The sequence below is a fragment of the Streptomyces sp. PTY087I2 genome (assembly GCF_001687325.1).
Classification (GTDB): domain Bacteria; phylum Actinomycetota; class Actinomycetes; order Streptomycetales; family Streptomycetaceae; genus Streptomyces.
Map to the genome: position 1 here is coordinate 23,914 of NZ_LZRD01000013.1, position 16,964 is coordinate 40,877.

27 protein-coding genes are annotated in these 16,964 nt (G+C 67.2%); 1 reads left to right on the plus strand and 26 read right to left on the minus strand.

The features are described from left to right. Positions 1-10: 10 nt before the first annotated feature. Positions 11-1,630, minus strand: a complete 1,620-nt coding sequence (locus tag A3Q37_RS16100) for an ABC-F family ATP-binding cassette domain-containing protein (RefSeq protein ID WP_065485223.1) — start codon at positions 1,628-1,630, stop codon at positions 11-13. Between the two features lie 67 nt (positions 1,631-1,697). On the opposite strand from A3Q37_RS16100, the gene A3Q37_RS16105 reads away from it, so the two are divergent. Beyond that, complete coding sequence (locus tag A3Q37_RS16105) at positions 1,698-2,549, plus strand: hypothetical protein (RefSeq protein WP_079137818.1); 852 nt, start codon at positions 1,698-1,700, stop codon at positions 2,547-2,549. Between the two features lie 22 nt (positions 2,550-2,571). Here the strand turns inward: A3Q37_RS16105 and truA are convergent, their stop codons facing one another. The 25 genes from truA to rplV form a co-directional block, all read right to left on the minus strand. Continuing rightward, positions 2,572-3,426, minus strand: a complete 855-nt coding sequence (truA, locus tag A3Q37_RS16110) for a tRNA pseudouridine(38-40) synthase TruA (RefSeq protein ID WP_065484964.1) — start codon at positions 3,424-3,426, stop codon at positions 2,572-2,574. A gap of 92 nt (positions 3,427-3,518) precedes the next feature. Further along, the gene (gene rplQ / locus A3Q37_RS16115; RefSeq protein WP_065484967.1) at positions 3,519-4,022 is read right to left on the minus strand and encodes a 50S ribosomal protein L17; all 504 of its coding nucleotides are present in this window, start codon (positions 4,020-4,022) and stop codon (positions 3,519-3,521) included. A 265-nt stretch (positions 4,023-4,287) separates the two neighbouring features. Further along, positions 4,288-5,310 (minus strand): DNA-directed RNA polymerase subunit alpha, encoded by a 1,023-nt coding sequence (locus A3Q37_RS16120; RefSeq protein WP_003966937.1) that lies wholly within the window; start codon positions 5,308-5,310, stop codon positions 4,288-4,290. Between the two features lie 137 nt (positions 5,311-5,447). After that, entirely contained in the window at positions 5,448-5,852 is a 405-nt protein-coding gene (gene rpsK / locus A3Q37_RS16125) for a 30S ribosomal protein S11 (protein ID WP_003956432.1), read from the minus strand. A 104-nt stretch (positions 5,853-5,956) separates the two neighbouring features. After that, positions 5,957-6,337 (minus strand): 30S ribosomal protein S13, encoded by a 381-nt coding sequence (gene rpsM, locus A3Q37_RS16130; protein ID WP_006126897.1) that lies wholly within the window; start codon positions 6,335-6,337, stop codon positions 5,957-5,959. 194 nt (positions 6,338-6,531) lie between these two features. Continuing rightward, entirely contained in the window at positions 6,532-6,645 is a 114-nt protein-coding gene (gene rpmJ / locus A3Q37_RS16135) for a 50S ribosomal protein L36 (RefSeq protein ID WP_003956441.1), read from the minus strand. Positions 6,646-6,704: 59 nt separating this feature from the next. Beyond that, positions 6,705-6,926, minus strand: a complete 222-nt coding sequence (gene infA, locus A3Q37_RS16140) for a translation initiation factor IF-1 (protein ID WP_003956442.1) — start codon at positions 6,924-6,926, stop codon at positions 6,705-6,707. Positions 6,927-7,108: 182 nt separating this feature from the next. Then, on the minus strand, positions 7,109-7,945 hold the full coding sequence (gene map / locus A3Q37_RS16145) for a type I methionyl aminopeptidase (RefSeq protein WP_065484969.1): 837 nt from the start codon (positions 7,943-7,945) through the stop codon (positions 7,109-7,111). A 132-nt stretch (positions 7,946-8,077) separates the two neighbouring features. Next, entirely contained in the window at positions 8,078-8,737 is a 660-nt protein-coding gene (locus tag A3Q37_RS16150; protein ID WP_065484973.1) for an adenylate kinase, read from the minus strand. Further along, on the minus strand, positions 8,737-10,050 hold the full coding sequence (secY, locus tag A3Q37_RS16155) for a preprotein translocase subunit SecY (RefSeq protein ID WP_065484975.1): 1,314 nt from the start codon (positions 10,048-10,050) through the stop codon (positions 8,737-8,739). The genes A3Q37_RS16150 and secY overlap by 1 nt, the downstream gene beginning before the upstream one ends. Before the next feature lie 391 nt (positions 10,051-10,441). After that, positions 10,442-10,897 carry a 50S ribosomal protein L15 gene (gene rplO, locus A3Q37_RS16160; protein ID WP_003966942.1) on the minus strand — a complete coding sequence of 152 codons (456 nt, stop codon included), beginning with the start codon at positions 10,895-10,897 and terminating at the stop codon, positions 10,442-10,444. Position 10,898: 1 nt separating this feature from the next. Then, positions 10,899-11,081: a 50S ribosomal protein L30 gene (gene rpmD / locus A3Q37_RS16165; protein WP_006126892.1), complete on the minus strand. Its 183-nt coding sequence runs from the start codon at positions 11,079-11,081 to the stop codon at positions 10,899-10,901. Next, positions 11,081-11,683, minus strand: a complete 603-nt coding sequence (gene rpsE / locus A3Q37_RS16170; RefSeq protein WP_006126891.1) for a 30S ribosomal protein S5 — start codon at positions 11,681-11,683, stop codon at positions 11,081-11,083. The genes rpmD and rpsE overlap by 1 nt, the downstream gene beginning before the upstream one ends. Before the next feature lie 47 nt (positions 11,684-11,730). Continuing rightward, entirely contained in the window at positions 11,731-12,114 is a 384-nt protein-coding gene (gene rplR, locus A3Q37_RS16175) for a 50S ribosomal protein L18 (protein ID WP_065484979.1), read from the minus strand. A 2-nt stretch (positions 12,115-12,116) separates the two neighbouring features. Then, positions 12,117-12,656: a 50S ribosomal protein L6 gene (gene rplF, locus A3Q37_RS16180; protein WP_003966946.1), complete on the minus strand. Its 540-nt coding sequence runs from the start codon at positions 12,654-12,656 to the stop codon at positions 12,117-12,119. A gap of 21 nt (positions 12,657-12,677) precedes the next feature. Beyond that, positions 12,678-13,076, minus strand: a complete 399-nt coding sequence (gene rpsH / locus A3Q37_RS16185; RefSeq protein WP_003966947.1) for a 30S ribosomal protein S8 — start codon at positions 13,074-13,076, stop codon at positions 12,678-12,680. Between the two features lie 224 nt (positions 13,077-13,300). Beyond that, positions 13,301-13,486 (minus strand): type Z 30S ribosomal protein S14, encoded by a 186-nt coding sequence (locus tag A3Q37_RS16190; protein WP_003948630.1) that lies wholly within the window; start codon positions 13,484-13,486, stop codon positions 13,301-13,303. Between the two features lie 2 nt (positions 13,487-13,488). Then, positions 13,489-14,046: a 50S ribosomal protein L5 gene (gene rplE, locus A3Q37_RS16195; protein ID WP_006126888.1), complete on the minus strand. Its 558-nt coding sequence runs from the start codon at positions 14,044-14,046 to the stop codon at positions 13,489-13,491. After that, on the minus strand, positions 14,046-14,369 hold the full coding sequence (rplX, locus tag A3Q37_RS16200; protein ID WP_003966949.1) for a 50S ribosomal protein L24: 324 nt from the start codon (positions 14,367-14,369) through the stop codon (positions 14,046-14,048). The genes rplE and rplX overlap by 1 nt, the downstream gene beginning before the upstream one ends. Positions 14,370-14,371: 2 nt before the next feature. Further along, complete coding sequence (rplN, locus tag A3Q37_RS16205; protein WP_003966950.1) at positions 14,372-14,740, minus strand: 50S ribosomal protein L14; 369 nt, start codon at positions 14,738-14,740, stop codon at positions 14,372-14,374. A gap of 108 nt (positions 14,741-14,848) precedes the next feature. Beyond that, positions 14,849-15,133, minus strand: coding sequence for a 30S ribosomal protein S17 (gene rpsQ, locus A3Q37_RS16210; protein WP_003966951.1), 285 nt, complete (start codon positions 15,131-15,133; stop codon positions 14,849-14,851). Further along, entirely contained in the window at positions 15,133-15,357 is a 225-nt protein-coding gene (rpmC, locus tag A3Q37_RS16215) for a 50S ribosomal protein L29 (RefSeq protein WP_003966952.1), read from the minus strand. The genes rpsQ and rpmC overlap by 1 nt, the downstream gene beginning before the upstream one ends. After that, entirely contained in the window at positions 15,357-15,776 is a 420-nt protein-coding gene (gene rplP / locus A3Q37_RS16220; RefSeq protein WP_003966953.1) for a 50S ribosomal protein L16, read from the minus strand. The genes rpmC and rplP overlap by 1 nt, the downstream gene beginning before the upstream one ends. 5 nt (positions 15,777-15,781) lie before the next feature. Beyond that, on the minus strand, positions 15,782-16,612 hold the full coding sequence (gene rpsC, locus A3Q37_RS16225) for a 30S ribosomal protein S3 (RefSeq protein ID WP_003966954.1): 831 nt from the start codon (positions 16,610-16,612) through the stop codon (positions 15,782-15,784). Beyond that, complete coding sequence (gene rplV / locus A3Q37_RS16230) at positions 16,612-16,959, minus strand: 50S ribosomal protein L22 (RefSeq protein ID WP_004571827.1); 348 nt, start codon at positions 16,957-16,959, stop codon at positions 16,612-16,614. Before rplV ends, rpsC begins: the two co-directional genes overlap by 1 nt. Positions 16,960-16,964 lie beyond the last annotated feature (5 nt).

Below are 16,964 nucleotides of genomic sequence, written 5' to 3' on the forward strand. Positions count from 1 at the left end.
CCCACCAAGCTCACCGCGCCCGCTCAACCCTCCGCTCGTCCCACACCGGCTCCGGAGTCTCCCGCACCACCCCGTCCGACCCGAACACCAGATACCGGTCGAACGACTTCGCGAACCACCGGTCGTGCGTGACGGCCATCACCGTCCCGTCGTACACCTCCAGCCCGTCCTGCAACGCCTCCGCCGACTCCAGGTCCAGGTTGTCCGTCGGCTCGTCCAGGAGCAGTGCCGTGGTCCCCGCCAGCTCCAGCAGCAGGATCTGGAACCGCGCCTGCTGCCCGCCGGACAGCCGCTCGAAGGCCTGGTCACCCTGCCGCTCCAGCTCGTACCGCCGCAGCACCCCCATCGCCCCGCCCCGGTCCTTGGCGTGCTCGGACCAGAGGATCTCCACCAGCGTCTTCCCCAGCAGCTCCGGGTGCGCGTGCGTCTGCGCGAAGTGCCCGGGCACCACCCGCGCCCCCAGCTTCCACTCCCCCGTGTGCGCCACCGGCTCCCCCGCCAGCAGCCGCAGGAAGTGCGACTTGCCGGACCCGTTGGAGCCGAGGACCGCGACGCGTTCCCCGTAATAGATCTCCAGGTCGAACGGCTTCATCAGCCCGGTCAGCTCCAGGCCCTTGCAGGTCACCGCCCGCACCCCGGTCCGCCCGCCGCGCAGCCGCATCGTGATGTCCTGCTCGCGCGGCGGCTCCGGCGGCGGCCCGGCCTCCTCGAACTTCTTGAAGCGGGTCTGCATCGCGTGGTAGCGGTTCGCCATGTCCGGGCTGTTCGCCGCCTGCTGCCGCATCCGCAGGACGAGCGCCTTCAGCCGGGCGTGCTCCTCCTGCCAGCGCCGCAGCAGCTCCTCGAACCGCGCGAACCGCTCCTTGCGCGCGTCGTGGTACGTGGCGAAGCTCCCGCCGTGCACCCACACATCGCTGCCCGCCGGGCTCGGCTCGACGCTGACGATCTTTTCGGCGGCCCGGGACAGCAGCTCCCGGTCGTGGGAGACGAAGAGGACCGTCTTACGGGTCTCCTTCAGCTTCTCCTCCAGCCACCGCTTCCCCGGCACGTCCAGATAGTTGTCCGGCTCGTCCAGGAGCAGCACCTCGTCGGGCCCGCGCAGCAGCGCCTCCAGCACCAGCCGCTTCTGCTCGCCGCCGCTGAGCGTGCGCACCTCGCGCCACTGCGCCTTCTCGTACGGGACGCCCAGCGCGGCCGTCGTGCACATGTCCCAGACCGTCTCGGCCTCGTACCCCCGCGCCTCCGCCCAGTCGCTCAGCGCCTGCGCGTACGCCATCTGCGCGGCCTCGTCGTCGACGGTGAGGATCTTCTCCTCGGCCGCGTCAACGGCCTTCGCGGCTTCCTTGATCCGGGGCTGGGCCACGGACACCAGCAGGTCCCGTACGGTCCGCTCGTCCCGCACCGAGCCCACGAACTGCGGCATCACGCCGAGCCCGCCGCTCACCGACACCGTGCCGCCGTGCGGCTGGAGCTCACCGGCGAGGAGGCGCAGCAGGGTCGTCTTGCCCGCCCCGTTCGCCCCGACGAGCGCGACGACGGCTCCGTCGGCCACCCGGAACGAGGCATCGCCGAGCAGCACCCGCCCGTCCGGAAGGTAGTACTCAAGATGGCCCGCTTCGAGATGTCCCATACCGAGCATTGTCACGGTCCGCGAACTCCTGGCCCAACCGGTTTACCGCACCCCCTAAACTGCGCGCATGAGCTTTGGGCAAGGGGGGGCCTCCTGGGGGCCCGGGGGCGACGGGACACCTGACTGGGCGGCACTGGCGGATCAGTCCGCCGCGCGCGCCCGCCGGAAGCGGCTGATGATGATCGGCGGCGGCGCACTGGCCACCGTGGCGATCGGCGCGATCGTGACCACCGCCGTCGTCACGTCGAACGGCGGCGGCACCGGCAAGGCCGACAAGAAGGCGAGCCAGCTCCCCGCCCCCGCCGACCTGCCCGAGGACACCTCCGCGCCCGCGCCCTCCTTCTCCTCGGTCGCGCCGCCGCCCCCGCCGAACCCCAAGGACTACATATCCAGCGCCGAGAAGGACAAGGCGCCGGTCACCGTCGACGGGTTCTTCCCCGGCAAGAAGCTCACCATGGGCGACCGCGTCCACCTCAAGGGCGCGACCAGCAGCTCCGCGAAGTGCGCGACGGGCACCCAGGGCGCCCTGGGCTCCGTCCTCACGAACAACGGCTGTAAGCAGCTCATCCGGGCCACCTACCGCAAGGACGGGGTGGCCGTCACGGTCGGCGTCGCCGTCTTCGACACGGAGGCCCGCGCGAAGAAGGCCGTCGACCAGTCCTCGGGCGGCCTCGCCTCGCTGAGCGGCGGAGGCGTCGCCACCTTCTGCCGGGGCGGCACGGTCTGCCTGCGCACCTCCAACTCGTACGGCCGCTACGCCTACTTCACCATCGGCGGCTTCCTCGACGGCAAGCGGGTCACCACCGCCGACGAGAACGTCTACGCGGTCAACAAGGACCTGACGAACTTCACGTTCCGTCAGATCCACCGCCGCGGCCAGCTCCAGGCGTCGCAGGCCGCCGCCGACCCCAACGGCTGACCCGACGCCCGGAGTTCGGGGATCAGCAGCAGCCCGGCCCCGGCAACGTCCGTACGTTCCGGGCCTCTTCGGCCCGCGCCGCCAGCAAGTCGTCCGCCGGGTAGGCCACTTCCTCCAGCGTCAGCCCGTGCGGGCGCACCACGTGCACCCCGGGGTCGCGCACCTTCGCGGCCAGCACCTCAGCGGGCCAGGACGCCGGCCGCCGCCCGTCGCCGACGAACAGCGCCGCCCCGATCAACGCCCGCACCATGTTGTGGCAGAACGCGTCCGCCTGCACGGTCGCGGTGAGGACCCCGGACTCCGGATCCCGTACCCAGCTCAGCTTCTGGAGCGTACGGATGGTCGTCGCGCCCTCGCGCTTCTTGCAGTACGCGGCGAAGTCGTGCTCGCCGACCATCAGCGCGGCCGCCTCGTTCATCGCGTCCAGGTCCAACGGCCGGTCGTGCCACAGCACATGACCGCGGGTCAGCGGATCGACGCCGCCGGGCCGGTCGCCGACACGGTAGGCGTACCGCCGCCACAGCGCGGAGAAGCGCGCGTTGAACCCCGGCGGTGCGGGGGCCGCGCGCCAGATCCGTACGTCCAGCGGCAGCCGCCCCGCCAGCCGCCTCAGCAGCTTCTCCTCGTGCTCGGCCCAGACCGCCTCCGGCAGATCGACATGGGCCACCTGGCCGCGCGCGTGCACCCCGGCGTCCGTGCGGCCCGCGACCGTCAGGTCGTACGTCACCGCCGAACGGGTCACGGTCCGCAGCGCGTCCTCGATCTCGCCCTGCACCGTGCGCCGGCTGGTCTGCTTCGCCCAGCCGGAGAAGTCCTTGCCGTCGTAGGACAGGTCCAGTCGTACCCGTACGAAACCGGGCTCGGCCTGGTCACTCACCGCGTCTCCCTCTCCACACCCTGGTCAGCGAAACGGGCCCGCACCGCCCCGAAGGGTGATGCGGGCCCGTTCCGTGGTCCGTCTCAGAACGCTCAGGCGTCCTTGGACTCCGCGTCGTCGGCCGGCTTGGCGTCCTCGACGGCCTCGGCCGCGGGGGCCTCGTCCTTCTTGAGGGCGTCTTCCTTGACCGCACGCTTCGTGGCGGCCTCGGCCTCACCGGTGGCCTGCTGGGCCACGGTCAGCGCCTCGACCAGCTCGATGACCGCCATCGGGGCGTTGTCGCCACGACGGTTGCCGATCTTGGTGATACGGGTGTAACCACCGGGGCGGTTCTCGTACCGGGGAGCGATCTCGGTGAAGAGCGTGTGGACGACGCTCTTGTCCGTGATCGTCTGGAGCACCAGGCGACGGTTGTGGATGTCGCCCTTCTTCGCCTTGGTGACGAGGCGCTCGGCGACGGGGCGCAGGCGACGGGCCTTGGCCTCGGTCGTCGTGATGCGGCCGTGCTCGAACAGCGACTTCGCCAGGTTGGCGAGAAGCAGACGCTCGTGCGCGGCGCTGCCGCCCAGACGGGCACCCTTGGCGGGACGCGGCATGGTGATTCTCCTTGTGTGCTGCACCGGCCGTATCAGGTACCGGTGTCAGTTCCCGCGAGGCGGTCGCCCCACGGAAGTCATAGCTGCCGGTCGGGCTGATATATCAAGCCCGACCGGCATTCGCGCCGGACATCAGCCAAATTCAAGCCTGCCCGACCTTCGCCGGACATCAGCCAAATTCAAGCCCGTCCGGAGATTGAGGACAAAGCCTCAGCCCCGGCCCGGGGGCACCCTCAAAACCGGGCACCCCCAGCCGGGAGGCGACTCAGTACTGCTCGGTCTCCACGAAACCCGCATCCGCGTCGTCGTCGGCGCCGAAGGCGTCAGCCGCAGCAGTCGGGTCGAAGCCGGGAGGCGAGTCCTTCAGCGCGAGGCCCATACCGGCCAGCTTCGCCTTGACCTCGTCGATCGACTTCGCACCGAAGTTGCGGATGTCGAGCAGGTCCGCCTCGGAACGCGCCACGAGCTCACCCACGGAGTGGATGCCCTCGCGCTTGAGGCAGTTGTACGAACGGACCGTGAGCTCCAGCTCCTCGATCGGCAGAGCCAGATCGGCGGCGAGAGCGGCGTCCGTCGGGGACGGGCCCATGTCGATGCCCTCGGCGTCGATGTTGAGCTCGCGCGCCAGACCGAACAGCTCGACCAGGGTCTTACCGGCCGACGCCATGGCGTCACGGGGACGCATGGCCTGCTTGGTCTCGACGTCGACGATCAGCTTGTCGAAGTCGGTGCGCTGCTCGACACGGGTCGCCTCGACCTTGTACGTGACCTTGAGCACCGGCGAGTAGATGGAGTCGACCGGGATGCGGCCGATCTCCTGGCCGACCTGCTTGTTCTGGACGGCGGAGACGTAGCCGCGACCGCGCTCGACGGTCAGCTCCATCTCCAGCTTGCCCTTGCCGTTGAGCGTGGCGAGAACGAGGTCGGGGTTGTGCACCTCGACACCGGCCGGGGGCGCGATGTCGGCGGCGGTGACCAGACCCGGGCCCTGCTTGCGCAGGTACATCACGACCGGCTCGTCGTGCTCCGAGGAGACGACCAGCTGCTTGATGTTGAGGATGAGGTCGGTGACGTCCTCCTTGACGCCCGGCACGGTGGTGAACTCGTGCAGGACACCGTCGATCCGGATGCTGGTGACAGCGGCACCGGGGATCGAGGAGAGGAGCGTACGGCGGAGGGAGTTGCCGAGGGTGTAGCCGAAGCCCGGCTCCAGCGGCTCGATCACGAACCGGGAGCGGAACTCGTCGACGACCTCTTCGGTCAGCGACGGACGCTGAGCGATAAGCATGCGGTGATCCTTCAGTCGTGGGCACCCACTATTTGATGCCCGACAGATGTAACAAGGGTACGGGCGGTACGCCCCGTAAGAGGTGTACCGCCCGGACCCGGCGCTACTGACGCACGGCCGTCACCGGCCGTAGCGGGTCAGACGCGACGACGCTTCGGCGGACGGCAGCCGTTGTGCGGCGTCGGGGTGACGTCCTGGATCGAGCCGACCTCAAGGCCGGTGGCCTGGAGGGAGCGGATCGCGGTCTCACGGCCGGAGCCGGGACCCTTGACGAAGACGTCGACCTTGCGCATGCCGTGCTCCTGCGCGCGGCGGGCGGCCGACTCGGCGGCCATCTGCGCGGCGAAGGGGGTGGACTTGCGCGAGCCCTTGAAGCCGACGTGGCCGGCGGAGGCCCAGGAGATCACGTTGCCCGAGGGGTCCGTGATCGAGACGATGGTGTTGTTGAACGTGCTCTTGATGTGCGCGTGGCCGTGAGCGACGTTCTTCTTTTCCTTGCGACGCACCTTCTTGGCTGCGCCCTGACGACCCTTGGGGGGCATGTCTTGACTCCAGATGGAGAGGGGAGGTGATCGGTCCTACAGCGAAGACCGCTGGTTGCTGCGTGCTCCGGGAGACCGGAGGTCCGCAGTGCGTCCGCTGAGGACTACTTCTTGCCCGGCTTCTTCTTACCGGCGATGGCGCGACGCGGGCCCTTGCGGGTACGCGCGTTCGTGCTGGTGCGCTGACCGTGGACGGGCAGGCCACGACGGTGGCGGATGCCCTGGTAGCAGCCGATCTCGACCTTGCGGCGGATGTTCGCCTGGACCTCGCGGCGGAGGTCACCCTCGGTGCGGAGGTTGGCGTCCACGTGCTCGCGGATCTTGACGAGGTCTTCCTCGGCCAGGTCGCGAACGCGGGTGTTCGGGTTCACGCCGGTGGCGGCGAGGATCTCCTTGGACCGGGTGCGCCCGATACCGAAGACGTAGGTGAGGGCAACCTCCACGCGCTTTTCGCGCGGGATGTCAACACCTGAAACGCGTGCCATTCAATGGCTCCAGTTGTTAGATCGGGGGTCTTCCGCAGTTCCACTCCCGACCGCCGACCGCTCCCGAGGAGCAGTGGTACGTCCGGGTCCCCGGCCCCCGCCGGAGGTGTCGTCAGCCGTGGCTTGGACGGGTACTGCGTATGTACGTATTACGTGCGTCGCGCGAAGAACTGCGAGATGCAGGAGGTCGTGCGTCAGCCCTGGCGCTGCTTGTGGCGCAGGTTGTCGCAGATGACCATGACCCGACCGTGACGGCGGATCACCTTGCACTTGTCGCAGATCTTCTTGACGCTCGGCTTGACCTTCATGGGATGTCAGGTTCTCCGGGTCAGTGCCATCACCCGCCGAAACGGGGTGGGGGCAAGATCTACTTGTAGCGGTAGACGATCCGGCCACGCGTCAGGTCGTACGGAGAGAGCTCCACCACAACCCGGTCATCGGGGAGGATACGGATGTAGTGCATCCGCATCTTGCCGCTGATGTGCGCCAGGACCTTGTGACCGTTCTGGAGCTCCACCTTGAACATTGCGTTCGGGAGGGACTCGATCACGGTGCCCTCAATCTCGATGGCACCTTGCTTCTTGGCCACGCTTCGCCTTTCGAATCGGCTACCTTGATCGGCTCCCGCGATCCCGTACCTGCCATGCGATTGCATGTGGGCACACGGATGCACCAGAGCCGACGAGTCAGTCTACGTCAGCGGACCCCAAAAGACGAATCCGTCAAGTTTGCCCACTCCCGGTGATCCTTAGACCTGCCGGAAGGGTTGTGTCAGCCCAGGGGGTCCGGCGCGGCCTCGATGCCGTACTGCGCGAGCTTCGCCTTGCCGCAGTCCGGCGAGGTCAGGACCAGCGGGCCCTGCTCGGTCAGCGCGATGGAGTGCTCCCAGTGCGAGGACCAGGTGCCGTCCGTCGTGATGACCGTCCAGTCGTCGGCGAGGGTCTCCGTCCGCGCCGTACCGAGCGAGACCATGGGCTCGATCGCCAGGCAGACGCCCGGGACCAGCTTGATGCCCTTGCCGCGCTTGCGGGAGACGTAGTTCAGCAGATGCGGGTCCATGTGCATCTCGGTGCCGATGCCGTGGCCGCCGAAGTCCTCGATGATCCCGTACTTCCCGGTCGCCGGGCGGGGCTGGCGGCGGATGTAGGTCTCGATGGCCCGGGAGATGTCGACGAGGCGGTTGTTCACCTTCATCGCGGCGATCCCGGCCCACATGGACTCCTCGGTGACCCGGGAGAGCTCGACCAGCTCCGGAGCGTGACCGGTGCCCACGAAGGCGGTGTAGGCCGCGTCGCCGTGCCAGCCGTCCACGATCGCGCCGGCGTCGATCGAGATGATGTCGCCGTCCTTGAGGACCGTCTTCCCGTCCGGGATGCCGTGGACGACGACCTCGTTGACCGAGGTGCAGATGGTCGCGGGGAACCCGCCGTACCCGAGGAAGTTCGACGTGGCGCCGTGGTCGGCGATCACCTTGCGGGCGACCTGGTCCAGGTCGTGCGTGGTGGCCCCGGGCACGGCCGCCTCACGGGTGGCGGCGTGAATGGCAGCGACCACCAGGCCCGCCTCGCGCATCTTCGCGATCTGCTCGGGGGTCTTGATCTGCACCATTGCTCGGCGCCTCTCTGCATCGACGGTGACGGGTACGGCTCGGCGTGTTCAACGATACGGGGGCAAGCAGTCGGCCGCGGCGCCCAGAGGCGCCGCGGCCGGCTTGCACAGCGGGTGGTACGGGGGTGACGCTCAGCCCTCGTCGGAGGGCTTCAGCGCCGCCATGGCGCGGGCGGTCACGTCCGCGACCTCGCCGAGCGCGGAGATGGTCACTACCAGGCCCTGGGCCCGGTAGTAGTCGATGATCGGCTCGGTCTGCGTGTGGTAGACCTCCAGCCGGGTACGCACCGTCTCCTCGCTGTCGTCGTGGCGCTGGTACAGCTCGCCACCGCAGACGTCGCAGACGCCCTCGGTCTTCGGCGGGCTGTACGACAGGTGGAAGACGTGCGCGCTGTCCCGGCGGCAGACGCGGCGGCCCGCGATCCGCTTCACGACCTCGTCCTCGGGGACCTCCAGATCGAGGACCGCGTCGAGCTTCACGCCCTCGTCCTTGAGCATCACGTCAAGGGCTTCGGCCTGGCCCACGTTCCGCGGGAAGCCGTCCAGCAGGAAGCCGTTCACGGCGTCCGACTGGGACATGCGGTCCTTGGCCATCCCGATGGTGACCTCGTCCGGCACCAGCTGACCCGCGTCGATGTAGGCGCGGGCCTGCTTGCCAAGGTCGGTGCCCTGGCTCATGTTGGCGCGGAAGAGGTCGCCCGTGGAGATGTGCGGAATCGACAGGTTCTCGGCAAGGTACGCAGCCTGCGTTCCCTTGCCGGCACCCGGAGGCCCGACGAGGACGATTCGCATCAGCGGAGGAACCCTTCGTAATTGCGCTGCTGGAGCTGACTCTCGATCTGCTTCACGGTCTCCAGACCCACACCCACGATGATGAGGATGCTCGTCCCGCCGAACGGGAAGTTCTGGTTCGCACCGCCGAAGCCTGCCAACGCCATCGTCGGCACAAGAGCGATCAGGCCCAGGTACAGCGATCCCGGCCAAGTGATCCTGTTGAGCACGTAGCTCAGATACTCGGCAGTAGGTCGGCCTGCCCGGATACCCGGGATGAAGCCACCATACTTCTTCATGTTGTCGGCGACTTCGTCGGGGTTGAACGAGATGGCCACATAGAAGAAGGCGAAGAACACGATGAGTACGAAGTACGTCGCGATGTAGTACGGGTGCGTGCCCGTCACGAAGTTGTCCTGGATCCAGGTCGCCCAGCCCGCTTGGGAGTTGGAGAACTGGACGATCAACGCCGGGATGTAGAGCAGCGACGAGGCGAAGATGACCGGAATCACACCGGCCTGGTTCACCTTGAGCGGGATGTACGTGGACGTACCGCCGTAGGACCGGCGGCCGATCATGCGCTTCGCGTACTGCACCGGGATGCGGCGCTGGGCCTGCTCGACGAAGACGACGAGGCCGACCATCACGAAGCCGATGAGGATGACCGTGCCGAACTCGATCCAGCCGTCGGCCAGCTTGCCGCTCTCCTTGATGGCCCACAGGGCGCCGGGGAACGTGGCGGCGATCGAGATGAACATGAGGATCGACATGCCGTTGCCGATGCCGCGGTCGGTGATCAGCTCACCGAGCCACATGACGGCGGCCGTACCGGCGGTCATCGTGAGGACCATGATGATCGTGGTGAAGACCGACTTGTCCGCGACGATCTGGTCGCCCACGGAGCAGTTCTGGAAGAGCGCACCGCTGCGGGCGGTGGCGACGAGGCCGGTGCCCTGGAGGACGGCCAGCGCGACCGTCAGATAACGCGTGTACTGCGTGATCTTCGCCGTGCCGGACTGCCCTTCCTTCTTCAGGGCTTCCAGGCGCGGGATCACGACGGTCAGCAGCTGGAGAATGATGCTGGCCGTGATGTACGGCATGATGCCGAGCGCGAAGATGGTGATCTGCAACAGGGCGCCACCGCTGAACATCTGCATCAGACCGAGGAGGCCACCCGAGTCGGCCTGGTCGATGCACTGCTGCACCTTCGCGTAGTCGACGCCGGGAGCCGGGATGTGCGCCCCGAGCCGGTAGATCACGATGATGCCGAGCGTGAAGAGCAGCTTCTTGCGCAGGTCGGGCGTCTTGAACGCTCGGGCGAACGCGGTGAACACGGTGCCTCCTGCGACCCCCGCGCTATGCGTCAGAGGCGACGGGTCTGGATGGGACTGGATGGGATCGGATACAAGGCAGCCCTACATCGTAAGGAGGCCACAAAAGATGAACGGCGCTACCCTACCCGGCCCGGGACTGAGCAGGAAACACGCGCCGCACACCCGTGCGCGGACCGCCTCCCGGCCCGTGCCGCGAAAGACCGGCCAAGCCACACCATTTGGGACGTGAACGCCCCTCCGCTCCCCCACCGCCGGTGCGGTGGACACTCGTTCAACCTTTCCCGAGCCTTTACGGTTCCCGTATATCGCCCCGAAATGGTTCCGGGCACGAAAAAGCCCGGCCGGCCACCTCCGAAGAGGCAGCCGGCCGGGCTCAGTTCTGTCCCGGGGCTCAGACGAGCTCGGTGACCGTACCGCCGGCGGCGGTGATCTTCTCCTTGGCGGAGCCGGAGACGGCGTCAACCGAAACCTGCAACGCGACGGAGATCTCGCCCTGTCCGAGGACCTTGACGAGGTGGTTGTTGCGCACGGCACCCTTGGCGACCAGGTCGGCCACCGTGACCTCTCCACCCTCGGGGTAGAGCGTCGCGAGCTTGTCCAGGTTCACGACCTGGTACTCCGTGCGGAACGGGTTCTTGAAGCCCTTGAGCTTCGGGAGACGCATGTGGAGGGGCATCTGGCCACCCTCGAAGCGCTCCGGAACCTGGTAACGGGCCTTCGTACCCTTGGTACCACGGCCTGCGGTCTTACCCTTGGACGCCTCACCACGACCCACACGGGTCTTGGCGGTCTTGGCGCCCGGGGCAGGCCGGAGGTTGTGGGCCTTCAGCGGGCTGTTCTCCGCCATGTCAGTCAACCTCCTCAACCGTCACGAGGTGGCGGACGGTCTGCACCATGCCGCGGAACTCGGGGCGGTCCTCCTTGACAACCGAGTCGTTCAGGCGCTTGAGCCCGAGCGAACGCAGGGTGTCGCGGTGGTTCTGCTTGCTGCCGATGTACGACTTCGTCTGCGTGATCTTGAGGCGAGCCATTACGCACCCGCTCCCGCACGCGCACGAAGCAGAGCCGCGGGGGCGACGTCCTCGAGGGGCAGACCGCGGCGGGCCGCGATCTCCTCGGGACGCTGCAAGCCCTTCAGGGCCTCCACGGTCGCGTGCACGATGTTGATCGCGTTGGACGAGCCAAGCGACTTCGACAGGATGTCGTGAACGCCGGCGCACTCGAGCACGGCACGCACCGGGCCACCGGCGATAACACCGGTACCGGGGGAAGCCGGCTTGAGCAGGACGACGCCCGCTGCCTTCTCGCCCGTGATCGGGTGAGGGATGGTGCCCTGGATGCGGGGGACCTTGAAGAAGTTCTTCTTGGCCTCTTCGACACCCTTGGCGATGGCCGCGGGAACTTCCTTGGCCTTGCCGTATCCGACACCGACCGTGCCGTCACCGTCGCCCACCACGACCAGCGCGGTAAAGCTGAAGCGACGACCACCCTTCACAACCTTGGCGACGCGGTTGATCGCGACGACGCGCTCGACGTACGCGGTCTTCTCGGCGGCTGCGCCACCGTCACGGCCCTTCCGGTCCCGCCGCTCGCCGCCACCGGCACCGCTGCCGCGGCGCTGGGGTCCAGCCATGGGAATTACCTCTCTCTGTTACGTCCGCTGTGCGTAGGAACCGGGGCTTAGAACTTCAGCCCGGCTTCACGGGCGGCGTCAGCCAGAGCGGCAATCCGCCCGGCGTACTGGTTACCACCGCGGTCAAACACGACGGCCTCGACGCCTGCGGCCTTGGCACGCTCGGCGACCAGGGCGCCGACCTGCTTGGCCTGGGCGCTCTTGTCACCCTCGCCACCACGGATCGAGGTGTCCAGGGTCGACGCCGAGGCGAGCGTGTGGCCCGCGATGTCGTCGATGACCTGGGCCACGATGTGGCGGTTGGAACGCGTCACGACCAAGCGGGGACGCTCCGGCGAGCCGGAGATGTGCTTGCGGACGCGGATGTGGCGCCGCTTGCGGGCAGCGCGCTTGTACGCGTCGCCCTTGGCGATCTTCACACCGTATGCCATGGCTACTTACCAGCCTTTCCGACCTTGCGGCGGATGACCTCGCCCGCGTACTTGACGCCCTTGGCCTTGTACGGGTCGGGCTTCCGCAGCTTGCGGATGTTGGCGGCCACCTCGCCGACCTTCTGCTTGTCGATGCCCTCGACGCTGAGCTTCGTGGGCGACTCGACCTTGAAGGTGATGCCTTCCGGCGCCTCGATGAGGATCGGGTGGCTGTAGCCCAGGGCGAACTCCAGGTTGGAGCCCTTCGCCTGGACGCGGTAACCGACACCGCTGATCTCGAGCGCCTTGGAGTAACCCGCGGTCACGCCGGTGATCATGTTCGCCACCAGCGTGCGGGACAGGCCGTGGAGGGCCTTGTTCTGACGCTCGTCGTTCGGGCGGGTGACGTTGAGAACGCCGTCCTCACCCTTGGAGACCTCGATCGGCGCGGCGACGGTGTGCGTGAGGGAACCCTTGGGGCCCTTCACCGCGACCGTACGGCCATCGATGGTGACGTCCACACCGGCGGGAACCTGGATGGGGAGCTTGCCGATTCGCGACATGAGCTTTCCTTCCTTTCCCGACTACCAGACGTAGGCGAGGACTTCCCCACCTACGCCCTTCTTGCCTGCCTGCTGGCCGGTCAGGAGACCGTGGGACGTGGAGATGATCGCCACGCCCAGGCCGCCGAGGACCTTCGGCAGGTTGGTGGACTTTGCGTAAACACGCAGACCCGGCTTCGAGATGCGCTTGATGCCGGCGATCGAACGCTCGCGGTTCGGGCCGAACTTCAGCTCCAGGACGAGGTTCTTGCCGACCTCGGCGTCCTCGACCTTCCAGCCGGTGATGAAGCCCTCCTGCTGGAGGATCTCCGCGATGTGCGACTTGATCTTGCTGTGCGGCATCACGACGGAGTCGTGGTACGCCGAGTTCGCGTTACGCAGACGCGTGAGCATGTCTGCGATGGGATCAGTCATGGTCATGAATTGGCCTTCGGCCTCTCTCGCCGGGGTTTCCTGTATGCGCCATCCCTCTCCCCACTCACTGGCGGGACGGGTGCGGTGCGGGGACCTACGGCGTAGTAAGTCGGTCTTGGGCGGCAGGCGCCCAACCCTTCAAGCCTACGGCATGAAAGGTGGGGCTCCTGCCGACCAGATGCTTACCGAGAGTCTCCGGGAACTTCCAACGCCCAGGGGGCGAAGGAGAGTTACCAGGAGCTCTTGGTCACGCCCGGCAGCTCGCCACGGTGAGCCATCTCACGAAGGCACACGCGGCACAGGCCGAACTTGCGGTAGACGGAGTGGGGCCGGCCGCAGCGCTGGCAGCGGGTGTACCCGCGGACGCCGAACTTCGGCTTACGGGCGGCCTTAGCGATCAGAGCCTTCTTCGCCACGGTCAGTTCTCCTTGAACGGGAAGCCGAGGTGACGAAGCAGGGCACGACCCTCGTCGTCGTTGGTCGCCGTGGTGACCACGGTGATGTCCATGCCCCGGACCCGGTCGATCTTGTCCTGGTCGATCTCGTGGAACATGACCTGCTCCGTGAGACCGAAGGTGTAGTTGCCACGGCCGTCGAACTGCTTCGGCGACAGGCCACGGAAGTCACGGATACGCGGCAGCGCGAGCGACAGCGTACGGTCCAGGAACTCCCACATCCGGTCACCGCGGAGGGTGACGTGGCAGCCGATCGGCTGGCCCTCGCGCAGCTTGAACTGCGCGATGGACTTGCGGGCCTTCGTGACGGCCGGCTTCTGGCCGGTGATCGTGGTGAGGTCGCGGACGGCCCCGTCGATCAGCTTGGAGTCGCGGGCGGCGTCGCCCACACCCATGTTGACCACGATCTTGACCAGACCGGGAACCTGCATGACGTTCTCGTACGAGAACTCCTCACGCAGCTTGCCGGCGATTTCCTCGCGGTAGCGCGTCTTGAGACGCGGCGCAGTGGTGGCAGTCATCAGATGTCCTCACCGGTCCGCTTGGCAACGCGGATCTTGTTGCCCTCGTCGTCAAAGCGGTAGCCGACGCGGGTGACAACCTTGTTGCCGTCCTTCTCCACAACAAGCTGAACGTTGCTGACGTGGATCGGGGCCTCGGTGGTCACAATGCCACCCGTCTGCGAACCGCGAGCCGTCTGACCGGCCTTGGTGTGCTTCTTGACCCGGTTGACACCCTCGACGAGGACGCGGTCCTGAGCGGGGTAGGCCACGATGACCTTGCCCTGCTTGCCCTTGTCCTTACCGGTGATGACCTGGACCAGGTCGCCCTTCTTGATCTTCATGCTTACAGCACCTCCGGCGCGAGCGAGATGATCTTCATGAACTTCTTCTCGCGCAGCTCCCGGCCCACGGGGCCGAAGATGCGGGTGCCGCGGGGGTCGCCGTCGTTCTTCAGAATGACGGCGGCGTTCTCGTCGAAGCGGATGTACGAGCCATCCTGACGACGACGCTCCTTGACGGTGCGAACGATGACGGCCTTGACGACGTCACCCTTCTTCACGTTGCCACCGGGGATCGCGTCCTTGACGGTGGCGACGATGACGTCACCGATACCCGCGTAGCGGCGACCCGAGCCACCGAGAACACGAATGGTGAGAATTTCCTTCGCACCCGTGTTGTCGGCGACGCGCAGTCGCGACTCCTGCTGGATCACGTCTATCTCCTGATCGTCTGCCGGTTCCCGGTGGGGAGCCACGTAAGCGACTTACGCGGCTCCCTCACCGAGCCTGGCGGAACTGACCTGAGGGAAACCCCTCAGGAATTACTTGGCCTTCTCGAGGATCTCGACGATGCGCCAGCGCTTCGAGGCGGACAGCGGACGCGTCTCCATGATGAGGACGCGGTCGCCGACGCCGGCGGAGTTCTGCTCGTCGTGGGCCTTGAGCTTGTTCGTACGGCGGATGACCTTGCCGTACAGCGCGTGCTTGACGCGGTCCTCGACAGCGACGACGACGGTCTTGTCCATCTTGTCGCTGACGACCAGACCCTCACGGGTCTTGCGGAAACCGCGGTCGGTGTTGGTCTCAGTCACAGTCTTCTCGCTCATCAGGCGCTCTCCACCGTCTCGATGCCCAGCTCGCGCTCACGCATCAGGGTGTAGATCCGGGCGATGTCCTTACGGACGGACTTGAGCCGGCCGTGGTTCTCGAGCTGGCCCGTCGCCGCCTGGAAGCGGAGGTTGAACAGCTCTTCCTTGGCTTCGCGGAGCTTGTTGAGGAGCTCCTCGTCGCCCAGCTCGCGCAGCTCGGACGCCTTGGTACCGGCCGACATCACGACTCACCTGCCTCGCGCCGAACGATCCGGCACTTCATCGGAAGCTTGTGAGCAGCGCGGGTGAGCGCCTCACGAGCAATCTTCTCGTTCGGGTAGGACAGCTCGAACATCACCCGACCGGGCTTGACGTTCGCGATCCACCACTCGGGAGAACCCTTACCGGAACCCATGCGGGTCTCGGCCGGCTTCTTCGTCAGGGGACGGTCCGGGTAGATGTTGATCCAGACCTTGCCGCCACGCTTGATGTGACGGGTCATCGCGATACGAGCGGACTCGATCTGACGGTTCGTCACGTACGCCGGGGTCAGCGCCTGGATGCCGTACTCGCCGAACGCAACCTGCGTGCCACCCTTGGACATACCGCTGCGCTTCGGGTGGTGCTGCTTGCGGTGCTTGACCCTACGGGGGATCAGCATTTCGGTCAGGCCTCCGTTCCGGTGCTCTCAGCAGCCGGAGCAGCGGCGGCGTCGGCCTTGGGGGCCTCGGCTGCCGGCGACTGCTGCGGCTTACGGCCGCGACCGCCACGCTCGCCACCACGGCCACCGCGGCCGGCCGGGCGGTCAGCGCCGCCACGAGCCGGACGGTTGCCGGCGCGGGCCGCGGCGTTCTCGGCGCGAACCTCGGCGATGTTCTTGACGTCGCCCTTGTAGATCCAGACCTTCACGCCGATGCGGCCGAAGGTCGTCTTGGCCTCGAAGAAGCCGTAGTCGACGTTCGCGCGGAGCGTGTGCAGGGGCACACGGCCCTCGCGGTAGAACTCCGAGCGGGACATCTCGGCGCCGCCGAGGCGACCGCCGCACTGGATCTTGATGCCCTTGGCGCCGGCCTTCATCGAGGACTGCATGCTCTTGCGCATGGCCCGACGGAAGGAGACGCGGGAGGAGAGCTGCTCGGCGACGGCCTGGGCCACCAGCTGAGCGTCCACCTCGGGGTTCTTGACCTCGAGGATGTTCAGCTGGACCTGCTTGCCGGTCAGCTTCTCCAGCTCGCCGCGGATGCGGTCGGCCTCGGCGCCGCGGCGACCGATGACGATGCCCGGGCGGGCGGTGTGGATGTCAACGCGGACGCGGTCGCGGGTGCGCTCGATCTCGACCTTCGAGATGCCGGCCCGCTCCATGCCCTTCGTCATCATGCGACGAATGGCGACGTCTTCCTTGACGTAGTCCTTGTACAGCTTGTCGGCGTACCAGCGGGACTTGAAGTCCGTGGTGATGCCGAGCCGGAACCCGTGCGGGTTTACCTTCTGGCCCATTACCGGGTTCCTTCCTTGCTGCTGACGACCACGGTGATGTGGCTGGTCCGCTTACGGATCCGGTAGGCACGGCCCTGAGCACGCGGACGGAACCGCTTCAGGGTCGGACCCTCGTCCACGTACGCCTCGCTGATGACCAGCGAAGAGGCGTCGGTGTGGTCGTAGTTGTGTGCGGCGTTGGCGATGGCGCTGTCCAGCACCTTGCCAACCGGCACGCTCGCGGCCTGCGGGGCGAAACGCAGGACCGCCTGAGCCTCCGTGGCATCCATGCCACGGATGAGGTCCACCACGCGGCGGGCCTTCATGGGCGTGACGCGGATGTACCGCGCCTGGGCCCTGGCTTCCATGGTTG